The organism is Psychrobacter sp. JCM 18900 (assembly GCF_904846625.1).
In the GTDB taxonomy this organism is placed as follows: Bacteria; Pseudomonadota; Gammaproteobacteria; order Pseudomonadales; family Moraxellaceae; genus Psychrobacter.
Map to the genome: position 1 here is coordinate 426,246 of NZ_CAJHBL010000004.1, position 25,530 is coordinate 451,775.

Annotated in this window: 21 protein-coding genes and 2 tRNA genes; 18 read left to right on the plus strand and 5 right to left on the minus strand. The window is 43.2% G+C overall.

The window, feature by feature from the left end; translation table 11 throughout:
* Nucleotides 1-105 precede the first annotated feature (105 nt).
* Both JMX96_RS10100 and JMX96_RS10105 read right to left on the minus strand, forming a co-directional pair.
* A complete protein-coding gene (locus JMX96_RS10100; protein ID WP_201568881.1) occupies nt 106-432 on the minus strand; it encodes a DUF779 domain-containing protein in 327 nt (108 codons plus the stop codon).
* A gap of 157 nt (nt 433-589) precedes the next feature.
* Nucleotides 590-2,116, minus strand: a complete 1,527-nt coding sequence (locus JMX96_RS10105) for an aldehyde dehydrogenase family protein (protein WP_114700459.1) — start codon at nt 2,114-2,116, stop codon at nt 590-592.
* Nucleotides 2,117-2,442: 326 nt separating this feature from the next.
* On the opposite strand from JMX96_RS10105, the gene JMX96_RS10110 reads away from it, so the two are divergent.
* The 3 genes from JMX96_RS10110 (at nt 2,443) to JMX96_RS10120 (ending at nt 5,871) form a co-directional block, all read left to right on the plus strand.
* The gene (locus JMX96_RS10110; RefSeq protein ID WP_201568882.1) at nt 2,443-4,380 is read left to right on the plus strand and encodes an AAA family ATPase; all 1,938 of its coding nucleotides are present in this window, start codon (nt 2,443-2,445) and stop codon (nt 4,378-4,380) included.
* Nucleotides 4,381-4,539: 159 nt separating this feature from the next.
* Nucleotides 4,540-5,688, plus strand: coding sequence for a type I glyceraldehyde-3-phosphate dehydrogenase (locus JMX96_RS10115; RefSeq protein WP_101206329.1), 1,149 nt, complete (start codon nt 4,540-4,542; stop codon nt 5,686-5,688).
* A gap of 92 nt (nt 5,689-5,780) precedes the next feature.
* A tRNA-Ser gene (locus tag JMX96_RS10120) sits at nt 5,781-5,871 on the plus strand.
* 105 nt (nt 5,872-5,976) lie between these two features.
* Here JMX96_RS10120 and JMX96_RS10125 read toward each other — a convergent pair.
* From JMX96_RS10125 to JMX96_RS10135, 3 genes are all read right to left on the minus strand, one after another.
* Nucleotides 5,977-6,708, minus strand: a complete 732-nt coding sequence (locus tag JMX96_RS10125) for a hypothetical protein (protein WP_201568883.1) — start codon at nt 6,706-6,708, stop codon at nt 5,977-5,979.
* 322 nt (nt 6,709-7,030) lie between these two features.
* Nucleotides 7,031-7,360 (minus strand): hypothetical protein, encoded by a 330-nt coding sequence (locus tag JMX96_RS10130; RefSeq protein WP_057761113.1) that lies wholly within the window; start codon nt 7,358-7,360, stop codon nt 7,031-7,033.
* Nucleotides 7,361-7,550: 190 nt separating this feature from the next.
* Nucleotides 7,551-7,626, minus strand: a tRNA-Asn gene (locus JMX96_RS10135).
* 504 nt (nt 7,627-8,130) lie between these two features.
* Here JMX96_RS10135 and JMX96_RS10140 point away from each other — a divergent pair.
* The 15 genes from JMX96_RS10140 to JMX96_RS10210 all read left to right on the plus strand — a co-directional run.
* Entirely contained in the window at nt 8,131-8,475 is a 345-nt protein-coding gene (locus JMX96_RS10140; RefSeq protein ID WP_201568884.1) for a DMT family transporter, read from the plus strand.
* Between the two features lies 1 nt (nt 8,476).
* Nucleotides 8,477-9,046, plus strand: a complete 570-nt coding sequence (locus JMX96_RS10145) for a TetR/AcrR family transcriptional regulator (RefSeq protein ID WP_227677014.1) — start codon at nt 8,477-8,479, stop codon at nt 9,044-9,046.
* A gap of 133 nt (nt 9,047-9,179) precedes the next feature.
* Nucleotides 9,180-10,682 (plus strand): betaine-aldehyde dehydrogenase, encoded by a 1,503-nt coding sequence (gene betB / locus JMX96_RS10150; RefSeq protein ID WP_201568885.1) that lies wholly within the window; start codon nt 9,180-9,182, stop codon nt 10,680-10,682.
* 118 nt (nt 10,683-10,800) lie between these two features.
* Nucleotides 10,801-12,501, plus strand: a complete 1,701-nt coding sequence (gene betA / locus JMX96_RS10155) for a choline dehydrogenase (RefSeq protein WP_201568886.1) — start codon at nt 10,801-10,803, stop codon at nt 12,499-12,501.
* A 292-nt stretch (nt 12,502-12,793) separates the two neighbouring features.
* A complete protein-coding gene (gene betT, locus JMX96_RS10160) occupies nt 12,794-14,839 on the plus strand; it encodes a choline BCCT transporter BetT (protein WP_201568887.1) in 2,046 nt (681 codons plus the stop codon).
* 208 nt (nt 14,840-15,047) lie between these two features.
* On the plus strand, nt 15,048-15,536 hold the full coding sequence (locus tag JMX96_RS10165) for a M48 family metallopeptidase (RefSeq protein ID WP_201568888.1): 489 nt from the start codon (nt 15,048-15,050) through the stop codon (nt 15,534-15,536).
* Between the two features lie 438 nt (nt 15,537-15,974).
* Nucleotides 15,975-16,397: a tetratricopeptide repeat protein gene (locus JMX96_RS10170; RefSeq protein WP_201568889.1), complete on the plus strand. Its 423-nt coding sequence runs from the start codon at nt 15,975-15,977 to the stop codon at nt 16,395-16,397.
* A 131-nt stretch (nt 16,398-16,528) separates the two neighbouring features.
* Complete coding sequence (locus JMX96_RS10175) at nt 16,529-17,650, plus strand: flavin monoamine oxidase family protein (RefSeq protein WP_201568890.1); 1,122 nt, start codon at nt 16,529-16,531, stop codon at nt 17,648-17,650.
* 8 nt (nt 17,651-17,658) lie between these two features.
* Nucleotides 17,659-18,603: a DMT family transporter gene (locus JMX96_RS10180; protein ID WP_201568891.1), complete on the plus strand. Its 945-nt coding sequence runs from the start codon at nt 17,659-17,661 to the stop codon at nt 18,601-18,603.
* A gap of 210 nt (nt 18,604-18,813) precedes the next feature.
* Nucleotides 18,814-20,574: a TrkH family potassium uptake protein gene (locus JMX96_RS10185; protein ID WP_201568892.1), complete on the plus strand. Its 1,761-nt coding sequence runs from the start codon at nt 18,814-18,816 to the stop codon at nt 20,572-20,574.
* 89 nt (nt 20,575-20,663) lie between these two features.
* Complete coding sequence (locus JMX96_RS10190) at nt 20,664-21,368, plus strand: potassium channel family protein (protein WP_201568893.1); 705 nt, start codon at nt 20,664-20,666, stop codon at nt 21,366-21,368.
* Nucleotides 21,369-21,423: 55 nt separating this feature from the next.
* Nucleotides 21,424-21,966 carry a DUF3124 domain-containing protein gene (locus tag JMX96_RS10195; RefSeq protein ID WP_201568894.1) on the plus strand — a complete coding sequence of 181 codons (543 nt, stop codon included), beginning with the start codon at nt 21,424-21,426 and terminating at the stop codon, nt 21,964-21,966.
* A 142-nt stretch (nt 21,967-22,108) separates the two neighbouring features.
* Nucleotides 22,109-22,522: a PaaI family thioesterase gene (locus JMX96_RS10200; RefSeq protein WP_201568895.1), complete on the plus strand. Its 414-nt coding sequence runs from the start codon at nt 22,109-22,111 to the stop codon at nt 22,520-22,522.
* A 538-nt stretch (nt 22,523-23,060) separates the two neighbouring features.
* Nucleotides 23,061-24,035 (plus strand): OmpA family protein, encoded by a 975-nt coding sequence (locus JMX96_RS10205; protein WP_201568896.1) that lies wholly within the window; start codon nt 23,061-23,063, stop codon nt 24,033-24,035.
* Between the two features lie 93 nt (nt 24,036-24,128).
* Nucleotides 24,129-25,530: Calx-beta domain-containing protein (locus JMX96_RS10210; RefSeq protein ID WP_201568897.1), on the plus strand; the 1,402-nt coding region annotated here is incomplete at its 3' end.

Below are 25,530 nucleotides of genomic sequence, written 5' to 3' on the forward strand. Positions count from 1 at the left end.
TGACTCTGCGGTATCTGTTTGCGTCAATATTATAGGACACGCTAAGACTGTTATATTCGGTACATTATTTAAGATTGATGCTACCTAGTTTTGCGTCAAACGTTCTTATATCGCACAGATTTCTGAGCGTACGATAAAGCGTTTGCCTTCAGGAATTTCTAACGAAAAACTCGCACCGCGACCATTGACGACATCAATAGTGAGATCAGTATGCTGCCATAAATTGTACTGTGCCTTACCCATATAAAATGGACAGCCAGCAAGTTCACCAACCAACACATCCTGACCACCCACTTTGAACTCTCCTAATGGATAGCACATGGGCGAGCTACCATCACAGCAGCCGCCTGATTGATGAAACATTAGCTCACCGTGCTTGGATTTCAATAGCTCAATTAGCTCTTTACAAGACTCTGTTGCCGTAATTTTCATACTCAACTCCTATGCTATCAGTGTCTAAAAACCATATCGTTCTGAAAAGCTATTATTCAAAACATGGCTTTTTACGACTTCTTAAAGTGAAAATGCAACCTATCTTGCGACAGATTGCATTTGTTTTCTAAGTACTGTCATGCGTTCACAGGTTAGATTAGAAGAAACCCATTTTTTTAGGGCTGTACGAAACCAGCATGTTTTTGGTTTGCTGATAATGATCGAGCATCATCAGATGGTTTTCGCGGCCGATACCTGATTGTTTATAGCCACCGAATGCAGCATGTGATGGATATAGGTGGTAGCAATTGGTCCATACGCGGCCAGCTTGAATACCACGTCCGAAACGATAGGCCTTATGTACACTACGAGTCCAAACGCCAGCGCCTAGACCATATAGCGTATCGTTGGCAATTTGCATGGCTTCTTCGTCGTCTTTAAAGGTAGTAACAGCGAGCACAGGTCCAAAGATTTCTTCTTGGAACACGCGCATATCGTTGGTGCCTTCAAAGATAGTTGGCTTAACATAATAGCCGTCTGCTAAGTCGCCATCGTGTTTGGCTTGATCGCCACCGACTAGGACTTTTGCGCCTTCTTTTTTACCAATATCAAGATAAGATAAAATCTTCTCTAACTGATCTGAGCTGGCTTGCGCGCCAATCATGGTCTCAGTATCTAGTGGATTGCCCATCTTGATGGCTTCAACACGAGCGATACAGCGTTTGATAAATTCGTCATAGATGCTTTCGTGTACGAGTGCACGTGATGGGCAAGTACAGACCTCACCTTGGTTTAGGGCAAACATGACTAGGCCTTCGACCGCTTTGTCCAAGAAGTCATCATCTTCGTCCATGACATCAGCAAAGAAGATATTTGGGCTTTTGCCGCCAAGCTCTAGTGTGACTGGAATGATGTTTTCGCTGGCGTACTGCATGATGAGGCGACCCGTTGTGGTCTCACCAGTGAAGGCAACTTTATTGATACGAGGGTTTGAGGCAAGTGGTTTACCAGCTTCGACACCAAAGCCATTGACGATGTTTAACACGCCTTTAGGCAGGATGTCAGCGATACCGATCGCTTCTAACATATATAGTATAGAGGCAGGCGTTTGCTCAGCAGGCTTCATAACGATACAGTTACCAGCAGCCAGTGCAGGGGCGATTTTCCATACTGCCATTAGAATAGGGAAGTTCCATGGGATAATCTGCCCGACAACACCTAGCGGCTCATGGAAATGGTAAGCAACGGTGTCTTCATCAATTTGGCTGATGCCGCCTTCTTGCGCGCGGATGGCACTGGCGAAATAACGGAATTGATCGATAGCTAGTGGAATATCTGCCATTAAGGTTTCGCGCACAGGCTTACCATTTTCGTAGCATTCAGCAATAGCGATCGCTTCTAAGTTAGCTTCCATGCTATCTGCGATTTTTAATAGTAAGTTGGCACGTTCAGCAACGCTGGTTTTGCCCCAAGCGTCTTTGGCAGCATGCGCGGCATCTAGGGCTTTTTCGATATCTGCTTCTTTTGAACGGGCGACTTGGCAAATGGTTTTACCATCGATAGGACTTGGGTTGTCAAAGTACTCGCCATCGACAGGAGGGGTCCACTCACCATTAATAAAGTTATCATATTTTTCGCGGAATTGGACGGGACTGTTTTCAGTATTGGGATAAGCGTATAACATTAACCACTCCTTGTTGTGTATTATGGTTATTTAAAATATGGTTACTTACGTATGACCATTTAAAAATACATTCTTGGTCTTCCTAACCAAGTTATTATCCTATCGTACTGAGCTTTTTAGCAGAACGATAATGACTTTTTATAATGATATATTTTGTATCGTATAACTTTAAGTTATGTGATATGAGTCGGTTAAAATGGTTCGCAAATGGTATGCAGCTGTTATAATTGTGAGCATCTACTTTGGCTTGCTATGGTTATTAAGTTAATCATGGCGGCTTTCTTTTTGTATTATTTCTTCTTCATAATATTGGTTGGTTTGGATCTATGCGTCAATCTTCTGCTCTTGATATCCTAAAAACAGGTCAAAACGTCTTTTTGACCGGCTCAGCAGGTTCAGGTAAGACTTATACTCTCAATCAATACATCGATTATTTACGCGCTCGCCGCGTCCCTGTTGCGGTGACAGCCAGTACGGGTATTGCTGCCACGCACATGAACGGAACGACGATTCATAGTTGGTCAGGCATCGGTATCAAAGATGAGCTCACTGATCGAGATCTGTCTACCTTGTCACGCAAGCAGTTTTTAGCAGACAGATTGAAAGATACTGCGGTATTGGTCATTGACGAGATATCAATGCTACATGCCAAACAGCTTAACTTGGTTAGCCAAGTGCTCAAGCATATTCGCAAAAATGACAAAGCGTTTGGTGGTATTCAGGTCGTAGTCGCAGGAGACTTTTTTCAGTTACCACCGATTGGCAGTAAAGGTGAGACGAATCGTGAAAAATTTGCGTTTATGTCTGATGCGTGGCTCGATGCCAAGTTCCATATTTGCTACTTGTCTGAGCAGCATCGTCAAGTCAGCGATGCAGCCAATGGTGGTCTGGACTTAGACGATATTCTTAACCAAATCCGCCGTCAGGAAGTAACCTTTGAGGCGATTGCCGCTTTAGAAGCGACGTATGACCAAAGCGTCGATATCAAGCGTACCCGTCTGTATACCCATAACCTCAACGTCAATAAAATCAATGACAAAGAACTGGCGTCTCTAGATGGCGAGATGATGCGTTTTGAGGCGACGGCGACAGGCGATAGTAAGCTGGTTGAAACGCTAAAAAAGACCGTGCGTACCCAGGACGAGCTGATTCTTAAAGTCGGCGCCAAGGTCATGTTTATCAAAAACAACGCTGAGCTTGGTGTCTCTAACGGGACGATGGGCGAGTTGATAGGATTTGCCGCTGTTAAAATAGACGATAAGGAAAGTAGTGACGCGTTAATCGAAGATGATAGCAACGATGACGTTGATGAGGATGCTGCTGGCGAAAAAACGACAAAAGGTAAAAAGTCCGTTGCTAAAAAAGACAAAGAAAAACCAAAGTCAAAGAAACCAACGACCCAAAAAATGCCTGTCGTGCGGCTTAATTCAGGACGAGAAGTTATCGCTGAGCCTGAAGAGTGGATTATCGAAGATGAGACGGGTGACGTGCTAGCAAGTTACTTACAAGTGCCGCTTTGTCTGGCATGGGCGATTACCATTCATAAATCGCAGGGCATGACCCTCGATGCGGCTGAAATCGATTTGTCGCGTACTTTTGAGCTGGGACAAGGCTATGTGGCATTGTCACGCCTCAAGTCGCTATCAGGTCTACAGCTGTTGGGTATGAACGATATGAGCTTGCAACTCGATCCATTGGCTCGCGGCGCAGATAAGCGGTTTTTGGTATTGTCTGAAGAAGCGGATGCCAACTATGCGATGCTAGATGAAGAAAGCATGCAGCAGGCACATGAAAAATTCGTGCTGAAGTCAGGTGGGACATTAAGCAAGTCGGTAATCGATGCTTACGCCACCCTACAAAAGAAACGCCGCGAACAACAGCAAGCTAAAATCGATAAAAAACAGAAGTTAGGCAATCAGGTCTCTGATAAGTCAGACAGTACGCTACTTGCGACCAGAGTGTTGTTAGAGGAGAGTTTGACCATTGCGGAGATATCACAAGCCCGTCAATTGTCACAGTCGACCATCATGCGTCATATTGCTGACCTAAAATCACAAGATCCAAGCCTTGCCTGCGATCATCTGCGTCCAGATGATGAGGTAATGACAGCCGTAGGTAATGCCTATATCGCTATTAAAGTCGCTAACAATCCAAATGACTTTAATGATGACGGTAGCATCAAGCTGCGTCCGATATATGATCATCTCAAGCAAAGTATTGACTACAATACCATTCGCCTCGCATTGATTTTTATCACGCCGTAGTTTTGCTGCCTATAATTTTATAGCCTATAACTTTATTACCTTTATTTTTATAGGCTTTATCTTTGCTATTTCTTAGTATTTAGCAATCATTAGCGCACTCAACGTGATAACGCTCAGTTTTTACCCCCATTTATAGCGATACCCTTTATGTCCGATGTTATGCCTGATTTTTCGAGCGCTACTTATCAATTGACCTCTGACCCGATAGCGGCGACGTTCCGTACTACTGGTGAGCACACACAGCCACTGAGAGTCGCTATCAATGGCTTTGGTCGTATAGGGCGCAATGTACTTCGTGCTTTGCTAGAGCGCTTTGAAGTGTTGGGCCGTGCGATTCATGTAGTGGCAATTAATGATTTAGCGCCAGCGGATATCTTGTTACATTTACTCAAGTTTGATAGCACTCATGGCCGCCTCAGTCGTTTAGGGGTAAATGCTGAGATTGTAGAGAGTGAGTCAGGTGATACGAGCAAGACTGAGCTCTGTCTGACCAAAAACAATCTGACTTACTGCATCAATATGCTATCAGAGCCTGATCCCAAAAATTTACCTTGGCAGGCGCTGGGTGTCGATGTGGTTTTAGAATGTACTGGGCATTTTCGCTCGTATGAGCAAGCGACGCTACATATCGATGCTGGCGCGCAACAAGTGATCATCGGTGCCGCGCCATTTGACGATGTGGATGCCTGTATCGTGATGGGCGTGAATACCGATGCGCTCACGCTTGAGCTACCGATTATCTCTAGTGTTTCTTGTACCACGCAGGCATTGGTACCGTTGATTGATACGCTAGATAAGGCGTTCGGTGTGCAGTCCGCCATGATGACAGAGATTCATGCAGTTACTGCTGATCAGACAGTGCTCGATCAAGCACATCGAGATCCAAGACGGGCGCGCGCTTCTGGCTATAACATTATCCCAACGACATCCAGTAGTATCGCTGCGACAGAACGAGTGCTACCAGCCATGGTCGGCAAGATAAATGGACATTCGATACGGGTGCCCACTATCGACGTAGCTGCGATTGATGTCACCTTTGTATTTGATACGCCAGATGTCGATGTTGAGACAGTGCGAGAAGTACTTAAATCTGCCAGTCAGGCGCATTTGCATGACATCATGGCTTATACCGATGAGCCACTGGTATCTAGTGACTTTATCCATCAGACTGAGTCGCTTATCATTGATGGGCAACAGCTTATGCAAGTAGGCGGTCAATATAAGGTTTTTGCATGGTACGATAATGAATGGGGCTATGCTAATAGGTTGCTTGATATGTGCTTACATCTGGCCTCAAGCAAGCGATAATGCATCAATTTACAAGTATTCGAAAATTAATTGGATTTTTTTAGTTTAGGGGCTTGCATTATAAAATGATATCTATATAATGATGCACCAATGGAGACGTGGCAGAGCGGTTGAATGCACCGGTCTTGAAAACCGACAAGGGTTAATAGCCCTTCGAGAGTTCGAATCTCTCCGTCTCCGCCAAATTCGAAAAAGCCCCTATCAGCAATGATTGGGGCTTTTTTTTATGGTATTGATAAAAGTATTAATTAGTACCTTCTATAAGATCCTCAATAGTAGGTTATACAGCTACTTCACCAGTGAGTTTTCAAATTCGATTGTCTGATCATCTATTAAGGTAAGCGTGCCTTTATTAATCTCAATAGTGATGCCACTAGCATTTTTGATAGCGCGCATGACATTGATATCCTCAATACTGCTTTCAATAATGATCTTGCCAGACTGTTCTGTTGCGATAGGTGGATCAAACGTTGTCAAAGGCACATTAAAGTTTTTACCTTTTGTCAGATTGGCATCCTTCATGGTTAGCGTCCCTTTAAAACTTTTTATCGCGCCTTTACCATGATTGGATAGCATAAACTGCATTTTGACTTGATTTAAGCTATCGCTATCACTGGTTTTCACAGGTAGTAGGGCGACAGGATACATCTGTGCAGTAGCGTCCGCCGCCTGACCTTTGATGATAGGGCTTTTCTTACCCGTTGGGTTGTTTGGATGCAGACGTTCATATTCACGCTGTTGTATCAGCGCTTGTTTGATAGTGGTGCGCGGCATGGCTCCTGATTCATAAGCGTCGCTCAATTTCATGCGTAGCATATATCGGCTGAGTACTTGTTGATCGGCCTCAGACAATTGCTCAAAAGTTTGCCCTAATTTTTTTTGCCATTGGTCAGAATCTGTCGGTATGGTTGTTTTACTTGGATCAGTCTGCGGCGATGAGCAGCCAGTCGCAATCACTAGCATTGCTACCGTCATGGTTGAAAACAAAGTTTTGTTGAAACGCTGATGTAAGCCCGTCATCGTACCCCTCCTTGCAGATCTTTATTATGTTGAAACCTTATAAATAATCGCGACTATATTCTTAATATACCTTGTTTAAACATCTGTTGTGTTTATTTATGGCTAACTAAAACCGCAAATATCGCAGAGTACTTAAAAACATATGTACTGTAGATGAGCTGGAAGCAGGGCGTAAAAAGAATGGAGTTAGAGAAGAATCAGTAATGCTTTAACTTTTATAATAGCCATAAAAAAGACCAAGCTCGCGTTAGCAAACTCGGTCTTTTTATTTTAATACTATCTAGCAGCGTTACTATTAATTAGTAACGATACTATTAATTGTTTAATCGTTGTCTTGCAACTCAGATAGCGGATGAGTGATGTTGTTATTATGTGTCACTACAATCGCTTCATCAATAATATGCTGGCTAACGCCGCGCTTACGTAGCGTTTCGATGAATACTTCATCATGGGCAAGCGTATAATCCTGATGGTCACGATCCAAGCCCTGACGAATATAAAGACGAATAAGCCCTTGAATGCGCTTAAAGCCTAAGTCTGATGACGTCGTTTCTAATAGACCAATCATTTCTTCAGACAAACGAATACTAATCGGGCGCATGATTTTTTGCGGATGATCAGAAAACTTATTTTTTATACGTACAGGTATCATAATAAACCATTACTTTTAGTGAGTAAGAGCGAAGCACTCAAACAAAAACGAACCCAATCAAAACTAATCTTACCATACAACAAAAATGTCTAAAAGAACACCACAGCCGTGCTAATATTATTAGAAGTAAATATAAAGGACGCAGCAATAAAAAAACCTCCATCAAATTATGATGAAGGTTTTTAGTATATGGCTCTCCAACCTGGGCTCGAACCAGGGACACACGGATTAACAGTCCGTTGCTCTACCAACTGAGCTATTGGAGAATAGTTGGTCATAACAGCAAGTTATTGACGCTTTATATTAAAGCAATTAATTAGCTTGTTTGCGTTATGTGGGGCACATTTTAGCCAAGTCACTACAGGCTGTCAACCTTATTATGCGTTTAATTATAAATATTATCGCAATTATTGAAAATTAACGCCAATCCCTTATTAGATAGGCTATTTCAAGACAGAACGTAGTAGAAAATGACGACAAATGTGTTTTAAAAATAAAATGTGCTTTAGAAATAAAAATTATTTTCAGAGAATTTTATATGGCACATGGACAAACGATAAGAATATGGAACCAGATGTCAATTCGGCAAAGTAAAACTAGATTTAATGCTTTGTATTTTTGAATATAAAGGTGATTCGATACCGTTTGACACAATAAAGTTGCAAGACAACCCTTCACATTAGCAATAGAGTTCTATAAAATACCGACCATGTGGTTTCTTTGCTATGTTTTTTCATAGCATGCGTTGAACAAAGGCGGGTGTTCTAAAGATGAGTCCTACTACTATTGCTTATGGTTACTTAGCCATTGCCATCATTTGTGAAGTGATCGGCACTACTTTTTTGATGAAGTCAGAGCAGTTCACCCGTTTGGTGCCGACGCTCATTATGGGTTTGCTTTATGTCATCTCATTTTATTTGTTGGCGCAGACCCTTAAGACCATACCACTTGGTGTTGCCTACGCGCTGTGGGGCGGACTCGGAATCGTACTGACATCGCTTGTTGGCTTGGTGTTCTTTAAGCAAAGCCTTGATACAGCAGCAGTGGTTGGTATCGCGATGATCGTCGGCGGTGTTGTTGTGATGAACTTATTGTCTAATTCTGTGGTGCATTGATATGGAAAATGCTTATAAGCGTAAAAAACAGCCAGAAGTTATTCGTCGTGCGTTGTTAGATCAGGCAGCACGTATCACATTGGAGCAGGGCTTATCTAAAGTGACTTTTCAGGCGGTCGCTGATGCGGTTGGGGTGACAAAGGGTGGTGTGATGCATCATTTTTCTACCAAAAACGCACTCGTGCTAGAAGTCTTCAATGATGCAATGGCTAAGTTTGAGGCAGAAGTAAACGCAGCAATGGCTAACGATCCTGTTAAGTACGGTTCATTTACCCGCGCTTACATAGACGCCACCATCAGTCTCGGCGAGCAAGGGCAGGAAGAGTACGATAACCAAGCGACCCTATATGTGCTAATGCTAGGTGATAGTGAGCTGCGTGAGTTGTGGGCTAAGTGGGCGAACGAGCAACTCAAAAAACATGCAGCAACGGATAATACCGAGACATTATGTATGGTTCGCCTTGTCGCTGACGGTATTTGGCTCTCAGACTTTTCAGGTATCGATATCGCAGACAAACAATCATTGCGCGATCGCTTGATAAAAATGACGCAACAAGACTTTGATTTGTAAAACGATGCTGATTTATAAAATAACTTTTATTTCACTATTTAAAGACTAAATTTCGAAACTTAACTAACGACGACATTATTCGGCCTGAGTACTTTTATATAGCTACTTTTGCCAATCGTCCTAAGGAGAATTTATGACTGATATTAATAATTTGACAGATATTATCGATTTAGACCAAGTACAAACAGCTTATATCAACGGTCGCTATCTAGCGGTTGATGAATCGCTGACGACTTTTGAGGATATCAATCCAGCCACTGGTGAAGTGTTGGCAACGATTCAGCAAACCAGCAATGAGCAGATTGACGAGGCCGTAAAAGCCGCACATAAAGGTCAAAAAGTCTGGGCGGCGATGACAGCGGTCGAGCGTGGCCGAATTTTATCAAAGGCTGTTGAGATATTGCGTACGCGCAATGATGTGTTGGCACTACTTGAGACCAAAGACACAGGTAAAGCCTACTCTGAGACGAAGTATGTCGATATCGTCACTGGTGCTGATGTCGTTGAATACTATGCAGGTCTGGCACCGATGATTGAGGGTCGTCAGATTCCATTGCGTGATACTAGCTTTGTCTATACTCGCCGCGAGCCACTTGGCGTGGTCGCAGGTATTGGCGCGTGGAACTATCCTATTCAAATCGCGATGTGGAAAGCAGCACCAGCATTGGCTGCCGGTAATGCGATGATTTTTAAGCCATCAGAAGTGACACCATTGACGGCATTGAAACTGGCAGAGATATTGACCGAAGCTGGATTGCCAGATGGTGTATTTAACGTCGTACAAGGTAATTATGAAGTAGGTCAAGCGCTGACCGAACACCCAGATATCGCAAAAGTATCGTTCACGGGTGGCGTACCAACTGGTAAAAAAGTCATGTCGAGCGCGGCAAGCTCATCTCTAAAAGACGTAACTTTAGAGCTTGGTGGTAAATCACCTTTGATCATATTTGATGACGCAGATATCGATACCGCTGCTGACATCGCTATGATGGCCAACTTCTACAGTACTGGTCAGGTATGTACCAACGGTACGCGCGTATTTGTCCCTAAAGCGTTACAAGCTAAGTTTGAGCAAGCTATCTTAACCCGTGTTGAGCGTATTAGACTGGGCGATCCGATGGATGAGAACATCAATATGGGTCCGCTAGTTAGCTTCCCGCATATGGAGCGCGTGCTTGGCTATATCGAGCAAGGTAAAAAAAGCGGCGCGCGTCTGCTAACAGGTGGCGAGCGCGTTACAACAAACGAGCTTGCCAGCGGCGCATTTGTCGCACCGACAGTATTCACTGATTGCACGGATGATATGACTATCGTACGCGAAGAAATCTTTGGACCAGTGATGTCGATATTGACTTACGAGACCGAAGAAGAAGTTATTCGCCGTGCCAATAATACCGATTATGGCTTAGCAGCTGGGGTTGTGACTGCAGATCTAAAACGCGCGCATCGAGTCATCGCTCAGATCGAAGCTGGCATCTGCTGGTTAAATACATGGGGCGAGTCGGCAGCACAAATGCCAGTAGGCGGCTATAAGCATTCTGGTATCGGCCGCGAAAACGGAATCGAAGCGCTCGAACACTATACTCAGACCAAATCTATCCAAGTAGAGCTGGGTGCGTTTGAATCTGTCTTTTAATCAATCTTATTGAGAAAAACGAAGCCAGTAAGGTTGCTTATTAGCTTTAATTTAGCTTTTTTAGGACACCTTACTGACCCTAAACGATTTATGTTTTTTCAATATTATGGAGTATGTTATGACATCAACCACACCTGAGTATGACTATATTATTGTTGGAGCAGGCTCAGCAGGAAATGTGCTGGCTACGCGTCTGACCGAAGATGCCAGTATTAGAGTACTGCTATTAGAAGCAGGTCGTCCCGATTATCGTTTTGACTTCCGTACCCAAATGCCAGCTGCACTTGCCATGCCGCTACAAGGGACGACTTATAATTGGGGTTATAAGACAGATCCTGAGCCATATATGAATAACCGTGTCATGGACTGTGGCCGCGGCAAAGGGCTAGGTGGCTCATCATTGATTAACGGTATGTGCTACATCCGTGGTAATGCGCTAGATTTTGATGATTGGTCTAAGATAAAAGGTCTATCAGACTGGACGTATTCGGATTGCTTGCCGTACTTCAAAAAGCTAGAAAACCGTGACGCTGGCGAAAATGATTATCATGGCGTGGGCGGTCCTGTTGAAATGACTACCTCAAAGCCAGGGGTCAATCCACTGTTCCAAGCTATGATTGAAGCGGGCGTACAAGCGGGTTATCCACGTACCGAAGATCTAAACGGTTATCAGCAAGAAGGTTTTGGTCCGATGGATCGCTTTGTGACGCCTAATGGTCGCCGTGCATCAACGGCTCGCGGCTATCTTGATCGTGCCAAACCGCGTAGCAATATCACGATTTTGACAGGTGCATTGACTGACGTAATTTTATTCGACGGCAAGCGCGCTGTCGGTGTCAAAGTCGAACACGAAGGCCAGACCAAAAACTTCCATGCCGCTCGTGAAGTGATTGTCTCATCTGGTGCGATTGCCTCACCGCAACTACTGCAGCGTTCAGGTATCGGTCCTGGTCAGTGGTTAAAAGATGCTGGCGTGACTGAAATACTGGATCTGCCAGGTGTCGGTAATAACTTGCAAGACCACCTAGAGCTGTATATGCAGTATGAATGCAAACTGCCAGTGTCAATCGCGCCTGCCAACAAATGGTGGAATAAGCCTGCGATTGGGGCAGAATGGTTATTCAATGGCACAGGTCTTGGTGCGTCTAACCAATTCGAAGGTGGCGGTTTTATCCGTACCGATGAGAAGTTTACCCATCCAAATATTCAGTATCACTTCTTGCCACTAGCTGTACGCTACGATGGCCGTAGTGCTGTAAAATCACACAGCTTCCAAGCACACGTTGGCTCACTGCGCTCACCAAGCCGTGGCCGCGTCAAGCTAAAATCACGTGATCCGAAAGCGCATCCAAGTATCTTGTTTAACTATATGTCACATGATCAAGACTGGCAAGAGTTCCGTGCTGCAATGCGTATCACACGTGAGATCATGCATCAGCCAGCGCTTGATCCTTATCGTGGTCGCGCGATTGCACCGACCGATGATTTGGTTACCGATGCTCAATTAGATGAGTACGTACGTAATCATAGTGAGACGGCTTATCATCCATCTTGTACTTGTGCGATGGGTGAAGGTAATGATTCAGTGGTAAACGGCGAAGGTCTGGTACATGGTATTGATGGCTTGCGAGTCGTCGATGCGTCTATCATGCCAAACATTATTAGTGGTAATCTCAATGCTACGACTATTATGCTTGCCGAAAAAATCGTCGACAAGATGAGAGGCGTACAGTTGCCACGTTCAACGGCAGATTATTATGTGGCCAATGGTGCACCGCTGCGCTCAGAGCCAATGCGTGATTATCTCTCGACGGTGTAGGCTGTAATATAAGCCTGCATACAGGATACTGAATAAATAACGATATGAGAAAATTTTAACCAAAAGGCCTTTCCAAGTAGAGGCCTTTTCTATCAGCGCTAACGTATTAGAATAATGAATACCGTTCAGGTTGAATTTGTTTATAATTTTATTAGCTTTTTATTTATTGGTACTGCTTTGTCCGTCATGCGGTTGGTTCCACGTAATACGGTTATAGATCATCAGTCTACTATTAGACGATGCCGGACAAAGCAATATCGGACCCTGTTTAATTTACTTATTGAGGTCTTTTATGTACAGTTCGCCATCACAAGATGTGACGAAACCTCTGACCCTAAACAAAACGGTGTTTATGGGCTCAGCTATTATTTCTATTTTATTGATAATCTGGACCATCGCTTTTCCAGATTATAGTGAGACCTTGTTGAGCGCGAGCATGACTTGGGTATCAGACAAGTTTGGCTGGTATTACATGTTGGTGGTTGCCGCTTATAGTATCTTTGCGTTGTTTGTTGGTTTTTCTAAGTACGGTGATATAAAGCTTGGTCAAGATCACGAAAAAGCACAATTTCCGTTTTTAGCGTGGGCGGCCATGCTGTTCTCAGCGGGTATTGGTATTGACCTGTTGTTCTTTGGTGCCTCTGAGCCTTTAATGCATTATTTGACCCCGCATACAGGCCTAGAGCCTGCTAGTGCTGAGGCCATGCGTGAAGCGCTTGCTCAGACTTTTTTGCACTGGGGACTACACGGTTGGGGTATTTATGCGCTGATCGGTATGGCGTTAGCTTATTTTGCTTATCGCAAAAATATGCCACTCGCACTACGCTCGCCGCTGACACCGATATTTGGTGAACGCTTAATCAAGGGCTGGTTGGGCGATGGCATTGATACCTTTGGCGTTGTCTGTACGTTGATGGGTATTGCGACCAGTTTAGGTATTGGAGTATTACAGGCAAATGCTGGCTTGACCCATGTGTTCGGTATCGAATCTAGCAAAACGGTTCAGGCTCTCATCATCGTAGGTGTTGTCGCTGCCGCCGCTGTCTCTGCGATGACAGGTGTCGAAAAAGGCGTTCGTCGTCTATCTGAATTCAACATGTTGTCGTCAATACTGTTGTTGCTTGCCATATTGGTAATGGGCAATACGGTGTATCTATTAAATACCTTTACTCAAAATATCGGTCAATATTTCCAAACCATCATTTATAAAACCTTTGACGTTTATGCTTATGACGGTGCTGCTGGTGCCGAGTGGAAATCTTGGTGGACGATATTTTTCTGGGCATGGTGGGTTGCTTGGGCACCATTTGTAGGGCTATTTATTGCACGTATTAGTCGTGGCCGTACGTTACGCGAGTTTGTATTTGGCGTGATGTTTATTCCGCTTGGTTTTATCTTCGCATGGTTCTCTATCTTTGGTAATTCAGCGATAGATTTGGTTGCCAATGGCGCAACAGAGCTGGGCGAAATCGCGGTCAATGATGCGGCAATGGGCATGTTTGCGCTGTTTGAGTACTTCCCTTACAGCGAAGTATTGTCATTTGCTGGTGTGGTTATTGGTCTTATTTTCTTTGTGACTTCTGCTGACTCGGGCGCGTTAGTACTAGCGAACTTGAGTTCAAGAGGTATGACCAATGATACCGATGCTCCTGTTTGGTTACGTCTGTTTTGGGCAGCAGCTACTGGTCTTATTACGTTAGGACTGCTATTTGCAGGTGGTTTTGCCTCATTGCAATCTGTCTCTGTCATTGCAGGTTTGCCATTCTCTATCATTCTTGTGCTTTACATGATGTCTATGTGGAAGTCGCTAAAAGAAGAAGGCAACAAGCGTAAAGCCAGTACAATCGGCACAGCAAATGTATTGGACAGCGGGAAGAGCTGGAAAGCGCGCTTGCAACGTATTGTGAGCTTCCCAGGACATGCACAGGTTGAAAAATTCCTGCATACGGTCGTGATGCCAGCGATGTCTGAGGTCGAAAAAGAGTTTAAAGCAGGTGGTCTCAAAACCTCTTTGGATACTAAAAACCTTGCTAGTATCGGTGAAGGTATCGATGCAGGCATGGATCAAGATAGTGGTCAGGTAGACGGTCTAAAACTGCGTGTCGGTCATGGCGATGAAGATGACTTTATTTATGAAGTCAATCTGATTAAAGCTCATCGTCCTAACTTTACATTGAGCACATCTACCAAGCATGCAGAGTACTACTACCGTGCGGAAGTGTTCCTAAGTGAAGGATCGCAAGAGTATGACTTGGTTGGCTACTCAAAAGAGCAGGTATTGGTTGATATCTTAAATCAGTACGAGCGCCATTTGCAGTATCTGCATTTAGAGCGTTAATCAGACACACTTTTTAAGTAAAACTATCCCCATAAGTTGCACGCAGCTTATGGGTTTTTTTATGACTAACTATTTATAAATAACTGTCATTTAAGTTGAAGATATATCCCAAATAAGTGGCAAACAAGCACCGCAAATATAAGGTAAAATTCCCTAAGATTAAATTGATTGACTGATACGCTGCAACGTATTAGCAAAGGATACATTTGTGACCAAATTAAAGTACATAGCGCATTACTCAGAACAGATTCAAACTCAAGCTGCTCAGCTTATAACTGATGGTAGGTTGGGCGAGTATCTGGAAAAAAAGTACCCGACTCAGCATCAAATCCAAAGCGACAAAGCGCTCTATCAGTATATCAATGAGATAAAAACCCAATACATGCGTAAGATTGGTCAGCTATCAAATGTCAGTTATAGCAGTAAATTAAAAGTTTTAAAACATGCACTGGGTATCCATACGACGCAATCGCGCGTACAGGGCAGTAAGCTCAAATCGCACAATAGCATCACGGTAGCCAGTCTATTTAAGGATGCGCCGCCAGAGTTTTTGCGCATGATAGTGGTGCACGAGCTTGCTCATTTCAAAGAGCATGAGCATAACAAAGCTTTTTATCAATTATGCTGCCATATGGAGCCTGAGTATCATCAATTTGAGCTGGATACGCGATTGTGGTTACACTGGCGAGAGTTGTAACACTAATATAGTCATTCCACTATAAAAGTATTACGGCGTTAACCTCGCTTGAAGTATCAAATATACCTCTGCACTCGGTTGTCTTGTACTACTTTTAAATTGAATCGACTATAGTATGAATAGCAACCTTATCAAGGTTCATATTAATCTTAATAACAGCCACATAAATATCGTGTCTTCTTTTAAGGCAATCATCTGAGCCGCTAGGGCGTGTCCTCAATTCAATTGATCATATCTAAACGGGCTAAAAATGGCTAAATTTTGCCAAACATCGTTAAATAGCTGGTTAATATCCCGATATTATCTGCGCTATTTTCCTTGTTTGACTGCAATTTATCTCATTTTTATCACCATTTTTAAAATGAGGAAACGCCCTAGAATTACGTTATAATCCTAACCAAATAATCTATACCCCAAGTCAATAAAAGGTTGTAAGCAATGATTAATACCAAAATATATAAAGCCATTTACACCTTAGCCGAAGAATTATTAGAAGCGGATCGCAGAGGCAATCAAGCAAAATTTGATTCGTTGTATGCTGAACTAAACGCCATTTGTACCGATAATGAAGGCACTGATAAAGACCACCCAGAACAATGGGAAACGCTCGCTGACTTCACAGAAGACTTGGACGCAGCACTGGTGATTTATGACAAAGCACTGGCCAAGGCTACTGCCATTAACTCAAAAGATCATATGTCATCAATTGCTTTTTCTATGGCGGTGCTACAGCTTGAGACAGGTGAAAAAGAAGCCGCTATCCAAAGTCTGCAAAATGCCAAAGTTACAGCCAATAAAATAGAAGACAAAGAGTTCAAGGTTGAGATTGATGAGATGCTTACGAAGCTATTGGCAGAGTAGTTTGGTTTATAGTCAATCCTCTATAAATTGGGTACGGTGTCAGTCTCGCCTAGCTTACTACTTGTAATACTTTCACTCGGCTTCCTTGTATCCAAGTTATATTGAACCGACTATAAATAGGGTAATCCGATATGCAAGACATACCTGTGGTAATCGTTGGTGGTGGGCTGAGTGGATTATATGCCGCCTTTTTATTAGAGCAAAAGGGCATAGCGTATAGACTGCTAGAGGCGCGTGATACCTTGGGTGGTCGCATTGCAGTTGCTAAATATTCAGATGTACATACTACTAATAACAGTACTGCTATCGATCAAGCAGAATCAAGCGCGGCGTTTGATTTAGGACCCTCTTGGTTTTGGCCTGATTATCAGACGCAGTTAAGCACACTTGTTGAGTCGTTGAATTTATCACGTTTTACGCAGTTCGAAGCAGGCGATATGATGGTTGAGCGCGCTGCCAACCAGCCACCTGTGCGTATGCAGGGTTACAAAAGCGCACCACCTTCTGTGCGGCTAGTCGGTGGTATGGCTGCTTTGATTGATGCGCTATATGCTCGCCTAGATGCTAGTTGTATTATGACCAGTCAAACCGTAAGGCAGTTGAACAAGACGTCTCAATATATTGAAGTACAGAGCGAAGATACTTCTGGACATGTGACGACGTTCCGTGCGCAGCATGTGCTACTTGCGTTACCGCCCCGATTGGTAGAAGGTCGGATAGTATTTCAGCCAGTACTACCGCAAGATTTAAGTGAACAGTGGCGCGAGACAGCCACTTGGATGGCTCCCCATGCTAAATATGTCGCTGTTTATGAATCACCATTTTGGCGTAATACTGGTCTCTCGGGTGCCGCGCGCAGTGCGATAGGACCGCTCACTGAGATACATGATGCCTCTACGCTAGAGGGCGATGGGGCATTGTTTGGTTTCTTTGGTGTTCCAGCCCAAGTACGCCAAAGCGTTTCAGAGATGGCGCTAAAAGCACATTGCCGCGCGCAGATGGTACGTCTATTTGGTGTACAAGCAGACAAACCAAAGGCTGAATATATCAAAGACTGGTCTCAAGATGTATTTACCGCGACAGCTGCCGATGCGAGTGGCGCAGGGCAGCATGCTGTAGCACCGCCATCAAAACCAAAGACAGGCGAGTGGCAGGACTGTCTAACAGGTTGCGGTAGTGAGTGGTCAGAGGCGTTCCCTGGGTATGTCGCTGGTGCTATTGACGCTGCAAGCAAGGCGGTACAAAGCTTATAGGATCGTTGATGAGTGAGCCTACGGAACAGCAAATATCTCGCTACAGAAACACATGGCTAATTCCTTTCGCTTGCTTGTTGACTGGCGGTGCACTCACTGGTATCTCAACCAATTTGGCGAAATATGCAGGCGACATAGGTCTGACGCCATTATCCTTTCTGTTTTGGTCCATCACTGGTGCGGCCTTTATTTTATCAATTGTTGTACTAGTAAGGCATGAGTCACTGCCGTTTAGCACGCGTAGCTTTGAGTACTATTTTATCGCTGCACTGGTCAGCGTTGCAGGGTCCAATTTACTGCTGTTTTCTGCTATCCCTCATGTCGGGGCAGGTTTCGTTGCGCTGACTATCTCGCTACCACCACTTCTTACCTATCTCGGGGCACTGGCCCTACGCATAGAGACATTCAATGTCATCCGTGCTTCTGGGGTGGCTACTGCACTGGTTGGGGCTGGGGTATTGGCTGTGCATAAATTCTCTGCACCAGATGCCAGTATTTTTTGGATATTAATAGCGCTTTGCGGCCCTGTCTTACTCGCCATTGGCAATATATATCGCACACTACGTTGGCCTGATAAGGCATCTCCTAGCGCACTCGCTCCAGGTATGCTGATCGCGGCGGCTCTCCTGCTAGGCTTATTCAGTATGATGTCTGGTTTTTCTATCGATATACCACGAGAAGGGCTGTTGCCATTAGGTTTAATCGCTGTTCAATCTTGTGTATTTGCTGGTCAGTTTTTACTATTATTTCTGCTGCAAAAAACAGGCGGGCCAGTGCTATTAAGTTTGTTAGGTGCGGTAGGGGCCATTGTCGGCGTGCCCGTCGCTATTTTTTTGCAAGGGGAGAGTCCACCAGAAGGTTTATTTTCAGGTGCGACTTTAATTGCTATTGGCGTAGCATTGGTGACATGGGGCGGCGTAAAAATAGCAAGAGTGAAAGAAGAAGTTTCATAAATGTGTATAGACGATAGCATTAAACTATAGAGTTATTAAAACCGTTACTGCCTAATGGGCGCTTCTTATCTGGCTCTGGTTATCAGTATCTAGCTTATCAATAGCTGCTATGACTCAATAATTGGTTACGATTAACTTATACTCCTTTTTTGTGGAGACGACAAAAAAGGAGTATAAGTATCGTGGTTATTGTTGTCATGGACTCAGGCTATGAATGCAGCCACGCGTTATCGATTATTAAACAATTTTACGATTCTCATTAGTGTCATCGGGGTAGCGATTGCCTTGTTAGATAGTGGTTTTACACTACCAACGTGGCTCCAGCAAGTATTCCATATTTTCTATTTGGTCATTATTTTTCTCAGTTTTATGGTGACCGCTGGGCGTTACATCTATACCAAAAAGCCATTAACGCTTAATAAAGTCGCCGTCTTTGACACACTGACCAGCATCGCGATTATCATTCTATTGACCGCACATTTCACAGACCTAGTGCGCTCGGGATTGTCCGCCGCCGTTGATGGTTTTGTTGCGATAAAGATAGCTGTGTTCGTCACCTTTGTCCGCGAACTCTCCGATCACAATTTCAATCTCAATCGTACCTTTCTACATCCTGCGCAGTTTTTTATTCTAAGCTTTTTAGTCGTAGTGCTGGTTGGTGCATTGCTATTGATGATGCCCAATGCGACGACGCAACCGTTGTCCTTTGTTGATGCACTCTTTACGGCGACCAGTGCAGTTTGCGTAACAGGGCTTATCGTAGTGGATACTGCCACCTATTTTACGACTTTTGGCCAAGTCATCATCATGGGGCTGATACAAATTGGTGGCTTGGGTATTTTGACCTTTGTGACCTATTTTAGTTATTTCTTTAAGGGCGGTGTCAGCTATGAGACGCAAGCAAGTATCAGCGAGATGTCTTATATGCGCGGTATGGGGGATGTGGTGTCGACACTCAAGTCTATCTTATACGTCACGTTTGCTGTCGAGGCGGTAGCGGCTGCGCTGATCTATATCAGTATTTATGACATACCCAATATGGACTGGTCTGAGCAGCTATTCTTTTCAGTCTTTCATGCGATTTCTGCTTTTTGTAATGCTGGGTTCTCTACCTTTAGTGCTGGCTTGTACGATGATTCGCTACGTTTTAATTATTCGCTACAGCTGATTCTGGCGATGACATTTATTTTTGGTGGTATGGGTTTTACCATCGTGGTCAATGTGCTTAGGTATTTACGTTATCGTGCTCAGCGGCTGATAAATCGCCATGACCAACGCTATATTTATCAGCCTTGGTTACTTAATATCAATAGCCGCATTACTTTGATTACTACAGGTGCATTACTGCTAGTCGGTCTGATTGGAGTGATGATATTTGAATACAATAATGTGCTCGCTGACCACACGAGCTTCCTCGGTAAGCTAGTGACAGGGTTCTTTACGGCGGCTACCCCGCGTACGGCGGGGTTTAATGTTATTGATATGGGTGATCTTACATTTCCGACTGTTATGCTGACGATATTTTTGATGTGGATTGGTGCGTCACCAAACTCGACAGGTGGGGGTATCAAGACCAGCACCTTTGCGATTGCGCTATTGAATACATTAAGCCTAGCTCGTGGGCAGACCAAGATAGAGGTATTTAAACGAGAGATTGCTGAGATTTCAGTTCGCCGCGCATTTTCTATTATGTGGTTGTCACTACTGGTCATCGGTACGGGCGTGACGCTCATCAGCTATGATCAGCCAGAGCTTGATTTGATTAAAGTGGTGTTTGAGTGCTTCTCAGCGTATAGCACGGTGGGCTTAAGTTTAAACCTGACAGCAGACTTATCAGATTTTAGTAAAATAGTGGTTTCGGTCATTATGTTCGTTGGCCGCGTTAGTATGCTGACAATCTTTATTGCACTGCTTAAAAATATGCGCCAACGCAATTATCGCTATCCTACGGAAGAGATTACGATTAACTAATTCGTCGCAAACAGTTAATTAAACCGTCGTAAACAGACTGTGTCGTTCTTAATAAATAGCAAAAAATATTAAAAAAGGTTGTATAAGTTATGAAGTACATCATCGTAGGGCTAGGAAATTTTGGTGCATCATTGGGCTCGGCATTGACCAGTCAAGGGCATGAAGTGATTGCTATTGATAGTAGTATGCAACGGGTTGAAGCGTATAAAGAAGTGATTTCGCATACGCTGTGTATGGATGCCACGGACGAGTATACGGTTAGCGGATTACCAATCGTTGATACCGATATTGTTATTGTGGCGATTGGCGAAGATCAAGGTGCCAATGTTATGGCAACAGCGCTATTTAAAACGTTAAAAGCAAAACGTTTGATTAGCCGTAGTATCAATCCGCTACATGAAAAAGTCCTGCAAGCTATCGGCGTGGATGATTTGATTCACCCTGAAAAAGAAGCAGCCAATCGCTGGGCTAAGCGTCTGTCACTACGCTATTTTGTTGATTCGTTTGAATTGAGCGATAACTTCAGCATGGTAGAGATTAAGATTCCAAATGTGCTGATTGGTAAGACTGTCGACGACTTACAGTTAGAGCAAAAGTTCAATATCCGATTGCTTAGTACGTTGCGCTATGAGTATTATGAAGACAGCTTTGGCCGTACGCAGAGCAAGCCTAGCATTCAAGGTTTGGCAACGCCTGAGCAAGTATTGCAAGAGCGAGATGTATTGGTTATTTATGGTGCCAATAAACACATCAACCAGTTCTTACGTAGTGTGGGTGTAAAAATAAAGGTGTGAAAATAAAATAGCAGCTTGTCATCGCAGTAATGCCAGAAGGTATAGGGAAATGATTATGAATATACGTAATATGTCTGTCCTACTGATCGCTATAATGGCAGTACTGTCAGGTTGTGATCAGTCAGCACAAGACCCGAACGTTCTTCTGTCCGAGCATCAAAAAGACCCGATTAAAGAGTTGGTGATTACCTCAGACGTGGATCACAGTCAGTTTGGTTACAAGCAAACCTTTTATGTGCCGATTTATTCTGATATCTATACCGATAGAGACGCTCGCAAAGTGCTGCTATCGGCCACGCTGAGTGTACGTAATACCACGCTCAAAAAGTCACTGTATATCAATAAAATTGATTATTACGATACAGATGGGGCATTGGTTAAATCATATCTAGATAAGCCTATCGAGCTACCAGCGATGGCCACGCTCAACTATATTGTCGAAAAAGAAGAGAACAAAGGTGGCTCAGGTGCCAACTTTATTATCGAAGTCGAAGGCATAGATGAAACGGTTAAACCAGTTATCGAAGCAGTCATGATCGGTAACTTTAGCAATAAAGGATTTGCCTTTAGTACAGAAGGCACGCCCGTGATACATTGATATATGTATTGTCGTTACGTAGTTTAGAGTATTAAAAGAGCACTGTAGCATAGGCGAAAATAGTTTCTACTTTGCTAACTAGCAATGATCGTATACATGTATTAAACGAATCAACATGGACAGTTCAATTCAAGGAAGAGTTATGTCTGCAACCAAAGAAGAAATCAGCGCCTTTATGGCATTGGAGTTTCCCCAAACCAAATGTGTCGTCGAGGCGGTCAACGAAAATGGCGCGACCTTATCGCATGAGATCGGTGTAAATGAGCTGCGTCCCGGTGGCACAGTTTCGGGACCTGTCATGATGGCCGTTGCTGATGTCGCTATCTATGTGGCGATACTCGGAAGAATCGGTATTGTCCCATTAACGGTGACGACGAGTTTGACCATCAACTTCTTGCGTAAGCCATCAGCAAATGCGCGTATTATCGCCGAATGTACTTTGATGAAAGTAGGACGCACATTGATAGTAGGCGAGGTCTCTCTTTATTCAGAAGGCTCTGATGATATCGTGGCTCACGTAGTTGGCACGTATTCAGTGCCGCCTAAGCGTACTTAAAATCTCCTATCATAGTGTTTTATCTCTTAAGCAACGAGCATTTGGCATCGTTAAAATAGCGCATGTTATATCTTAAAAGCTTAATGGCTGAGTATGTCATGTTGAAATATTACATCTAATTAGAATGGTTTAATCAATCAGATTGATAAAAGCTGACATGAGTCTACCCAATAACTATCGTTTGCTTTGGTCAATCATTTAACTTTATGCTAGTAGTAAAATCTATAAGACTTATTAAAAATAATAATAAGATAAAATGTATTTTTGTAATTTTTGAATACCAATAGTCCGGAATTTCTAATGGTTTATAAGAAACTATTGTTTATTTAAATAATGTGACTCTTCTACTTTTATCACAGTTCGGGCTCAAAAATCAAATAATAGTCTTGTAAATAATTGACTTATGTACATCAAATAATATGATGAACGGTCGATTACATGGTTTGTTCTTCCTAGTATAAATACGTAAAAATAGGTAACATAAAGTTTACGTAAATATTGTCACATAATTTAGATAACTATGAGTTAGGAACTAACTATGGAAAGTGTACTTAAAAAAACTATTAGCACTATTACCTTACCGATATTCTTGTTTGGAATGACGGCTTGCGCTATGACTGGCAATAGTAGTATTGATAATGATGGAGATAGTCGTCATGTCAGTAAAGTGGCATGGAACAATCAAGTTGATACCGATATTAATAGCATATTAAGTAATAAGGTAGCATCGGATAAAACGCGTTTAGTTTTTATTAGAGGAAATGATAGTTACTCTGAACAAACAAGTGCCAACATTTCAGTAAATAATAGATTCCAAGTTAGCCTGCATGAAGGCAATTATACTGCTGTTGAGTCATGCGTCGGTATAAATAAGTTGAGTACTCATGCAACAGGTTTCAAAGACAATAATTTATTGGCAAATACAGAAGATTATACTTTAGTAGGTGGTCAAACCTACTTTTTTCACGTAAACATGAATGAAAAAGGTCAAAGTGCCTTAGAGCAGATAACTGCTAATAGTGCATCACAGCTACTCTCAAAAAAACGCTATCAGTCTCATCAAATTAGTCGTGTTGTTCCTAACTGTCCGCTACCTGTAGTTGCACCTGTGGTAAACCTGCCTATCGTTACGGAAACCTCAAGTACACCTGTTGCTGAAAAAATGACAATTGATCTAGAGATACTATTTGAAACAGATAAAGCTGTAGTACGTCCAGAATACTATTCAAAAGCCACTGAATTAGTAGAGTTTATGAGACAGTACCCAAATACAGTGGTGACCATTGAAGGACACACCGACAGTCGAGGCAAAGATAACTATAACCAAGATTTATCGCAGCGCCGAGTTAATGCAGTGAAAGAAGTACTGATTACTGAGTTTGGTATTGCTTCTGATCGTATAAGTGCTATTGGCTATGGAGAGTCGCAACCACGAGCAAGCAATGATACCGTAGACGGTCGTCAACTTAATCGCCGCGTTGTGGCTGTGGTTGAAGAGCGCGTACGTAACTAATAATGGTATTACTCTGCGGTAACCAAACCTGCCTAATATGAATATATATCAATCTATATTATTTGAATTAAAAAATCGAAGGTAAAGAAGCATATGAATACTATTATTGTTAAAACTAACGATGCGACTCAAACTGTAGCTCAAGTACAAGTGGTGACCAAAGATGGTAAACCTACCATTATTAAAGCTATGGATAAAGTGAATTATGAGTTTCATGATGCGGCAATCGGTCGTGCACCCAATCATATTATTACCAAACGTCTAAAAAATGATTTACACATCTCATTCGAAGAAGATGGCAAAGAGAGTGATCTTATTATAGAAGGCTTCTACGACGAAGCAGACAGCGCATTGCTTGGCATCGCTGAAGATGGTGAATACTATTATTATATTCCAGATACTGGCGAGACTTACGATTATGTCACGCAGCTAGAGACAGGAGATATTGAAGGTCAGGCATTAGGTGGAACTGAATATATAGCAGCGGCGATACCTTGGTGGATACCTGCAGCTGCCGGTCTTGGTTTGGCTGGTTTGGTAGTGGGTCTCAGTAGTGGAGGCGGTGATGACGATAAACCTATTGAACCTGCTCCTATTGTCAGTCTTAATGGTGTTACGAGCTTGAGCGAGGCCAATGCTGCTAACGAAGCGAACACTGCAGTATATACAGTTAGTCTTGATAGAGCGAGTGCTACGGACACCACGGTAACAGTCACGATTACACCTGGATCTGCTGATGGTGGTGACTATAGCGCGCCAATCACACAGACAGTCACGATACCGGCTGGGCAAACCTCTATTGATTTTAGTGTGCCGATTGTCAATGATGATGTTTATGAAGGCGTTGAGAGTTTTACAGTTGCTATAACGAGTGTGACTGCTGGTAGAGCTAATATTAACTCTAGTAAAGATACAGTAGATACAGTTATTTATGATAATGATCCAGCGACAGGTAGTGATATACCAGTGGTTAAGATTATCGCCACTGATGAGCAAGCGATAGAAGGAGTGGACAACGGACTAGTCTTTACCATATCACAAAATCAAATTAGTAACTTCGACACGTTAGTTGATGTAAAACTTAGCGATACTAGTAGTATTGAAGTAGCAGATATTACTTCTATTAGTTATGTTGGCATCGATGGTGTTACTGTATTTCTGAGTAATGCAAATGATATCCAAGATTTTCTAACCAATGGAGCAAGTGTCAAAATACCAGCAGGACAGAGTTCGGCACCAGCCATCAATGTCACAGTGGCCAACGATACTATTTACGAGCAATCAGAAAGTATAGTGCTTGATGTTGTCATTAATACGAACAGTCCCACTCCTGCTACTATTAGTATAAATAGCGCCACCGGCACCATCTTAGATGAATCAGATGATCCACAGAATCCAGCTGCCAATACCGACGGTGACAAACCGACCCTAACCGTTGGCAATGCGAGCGCGACAGAAGGGGACAATCTGGTCCACCAAGTCACAGTGAATGGCA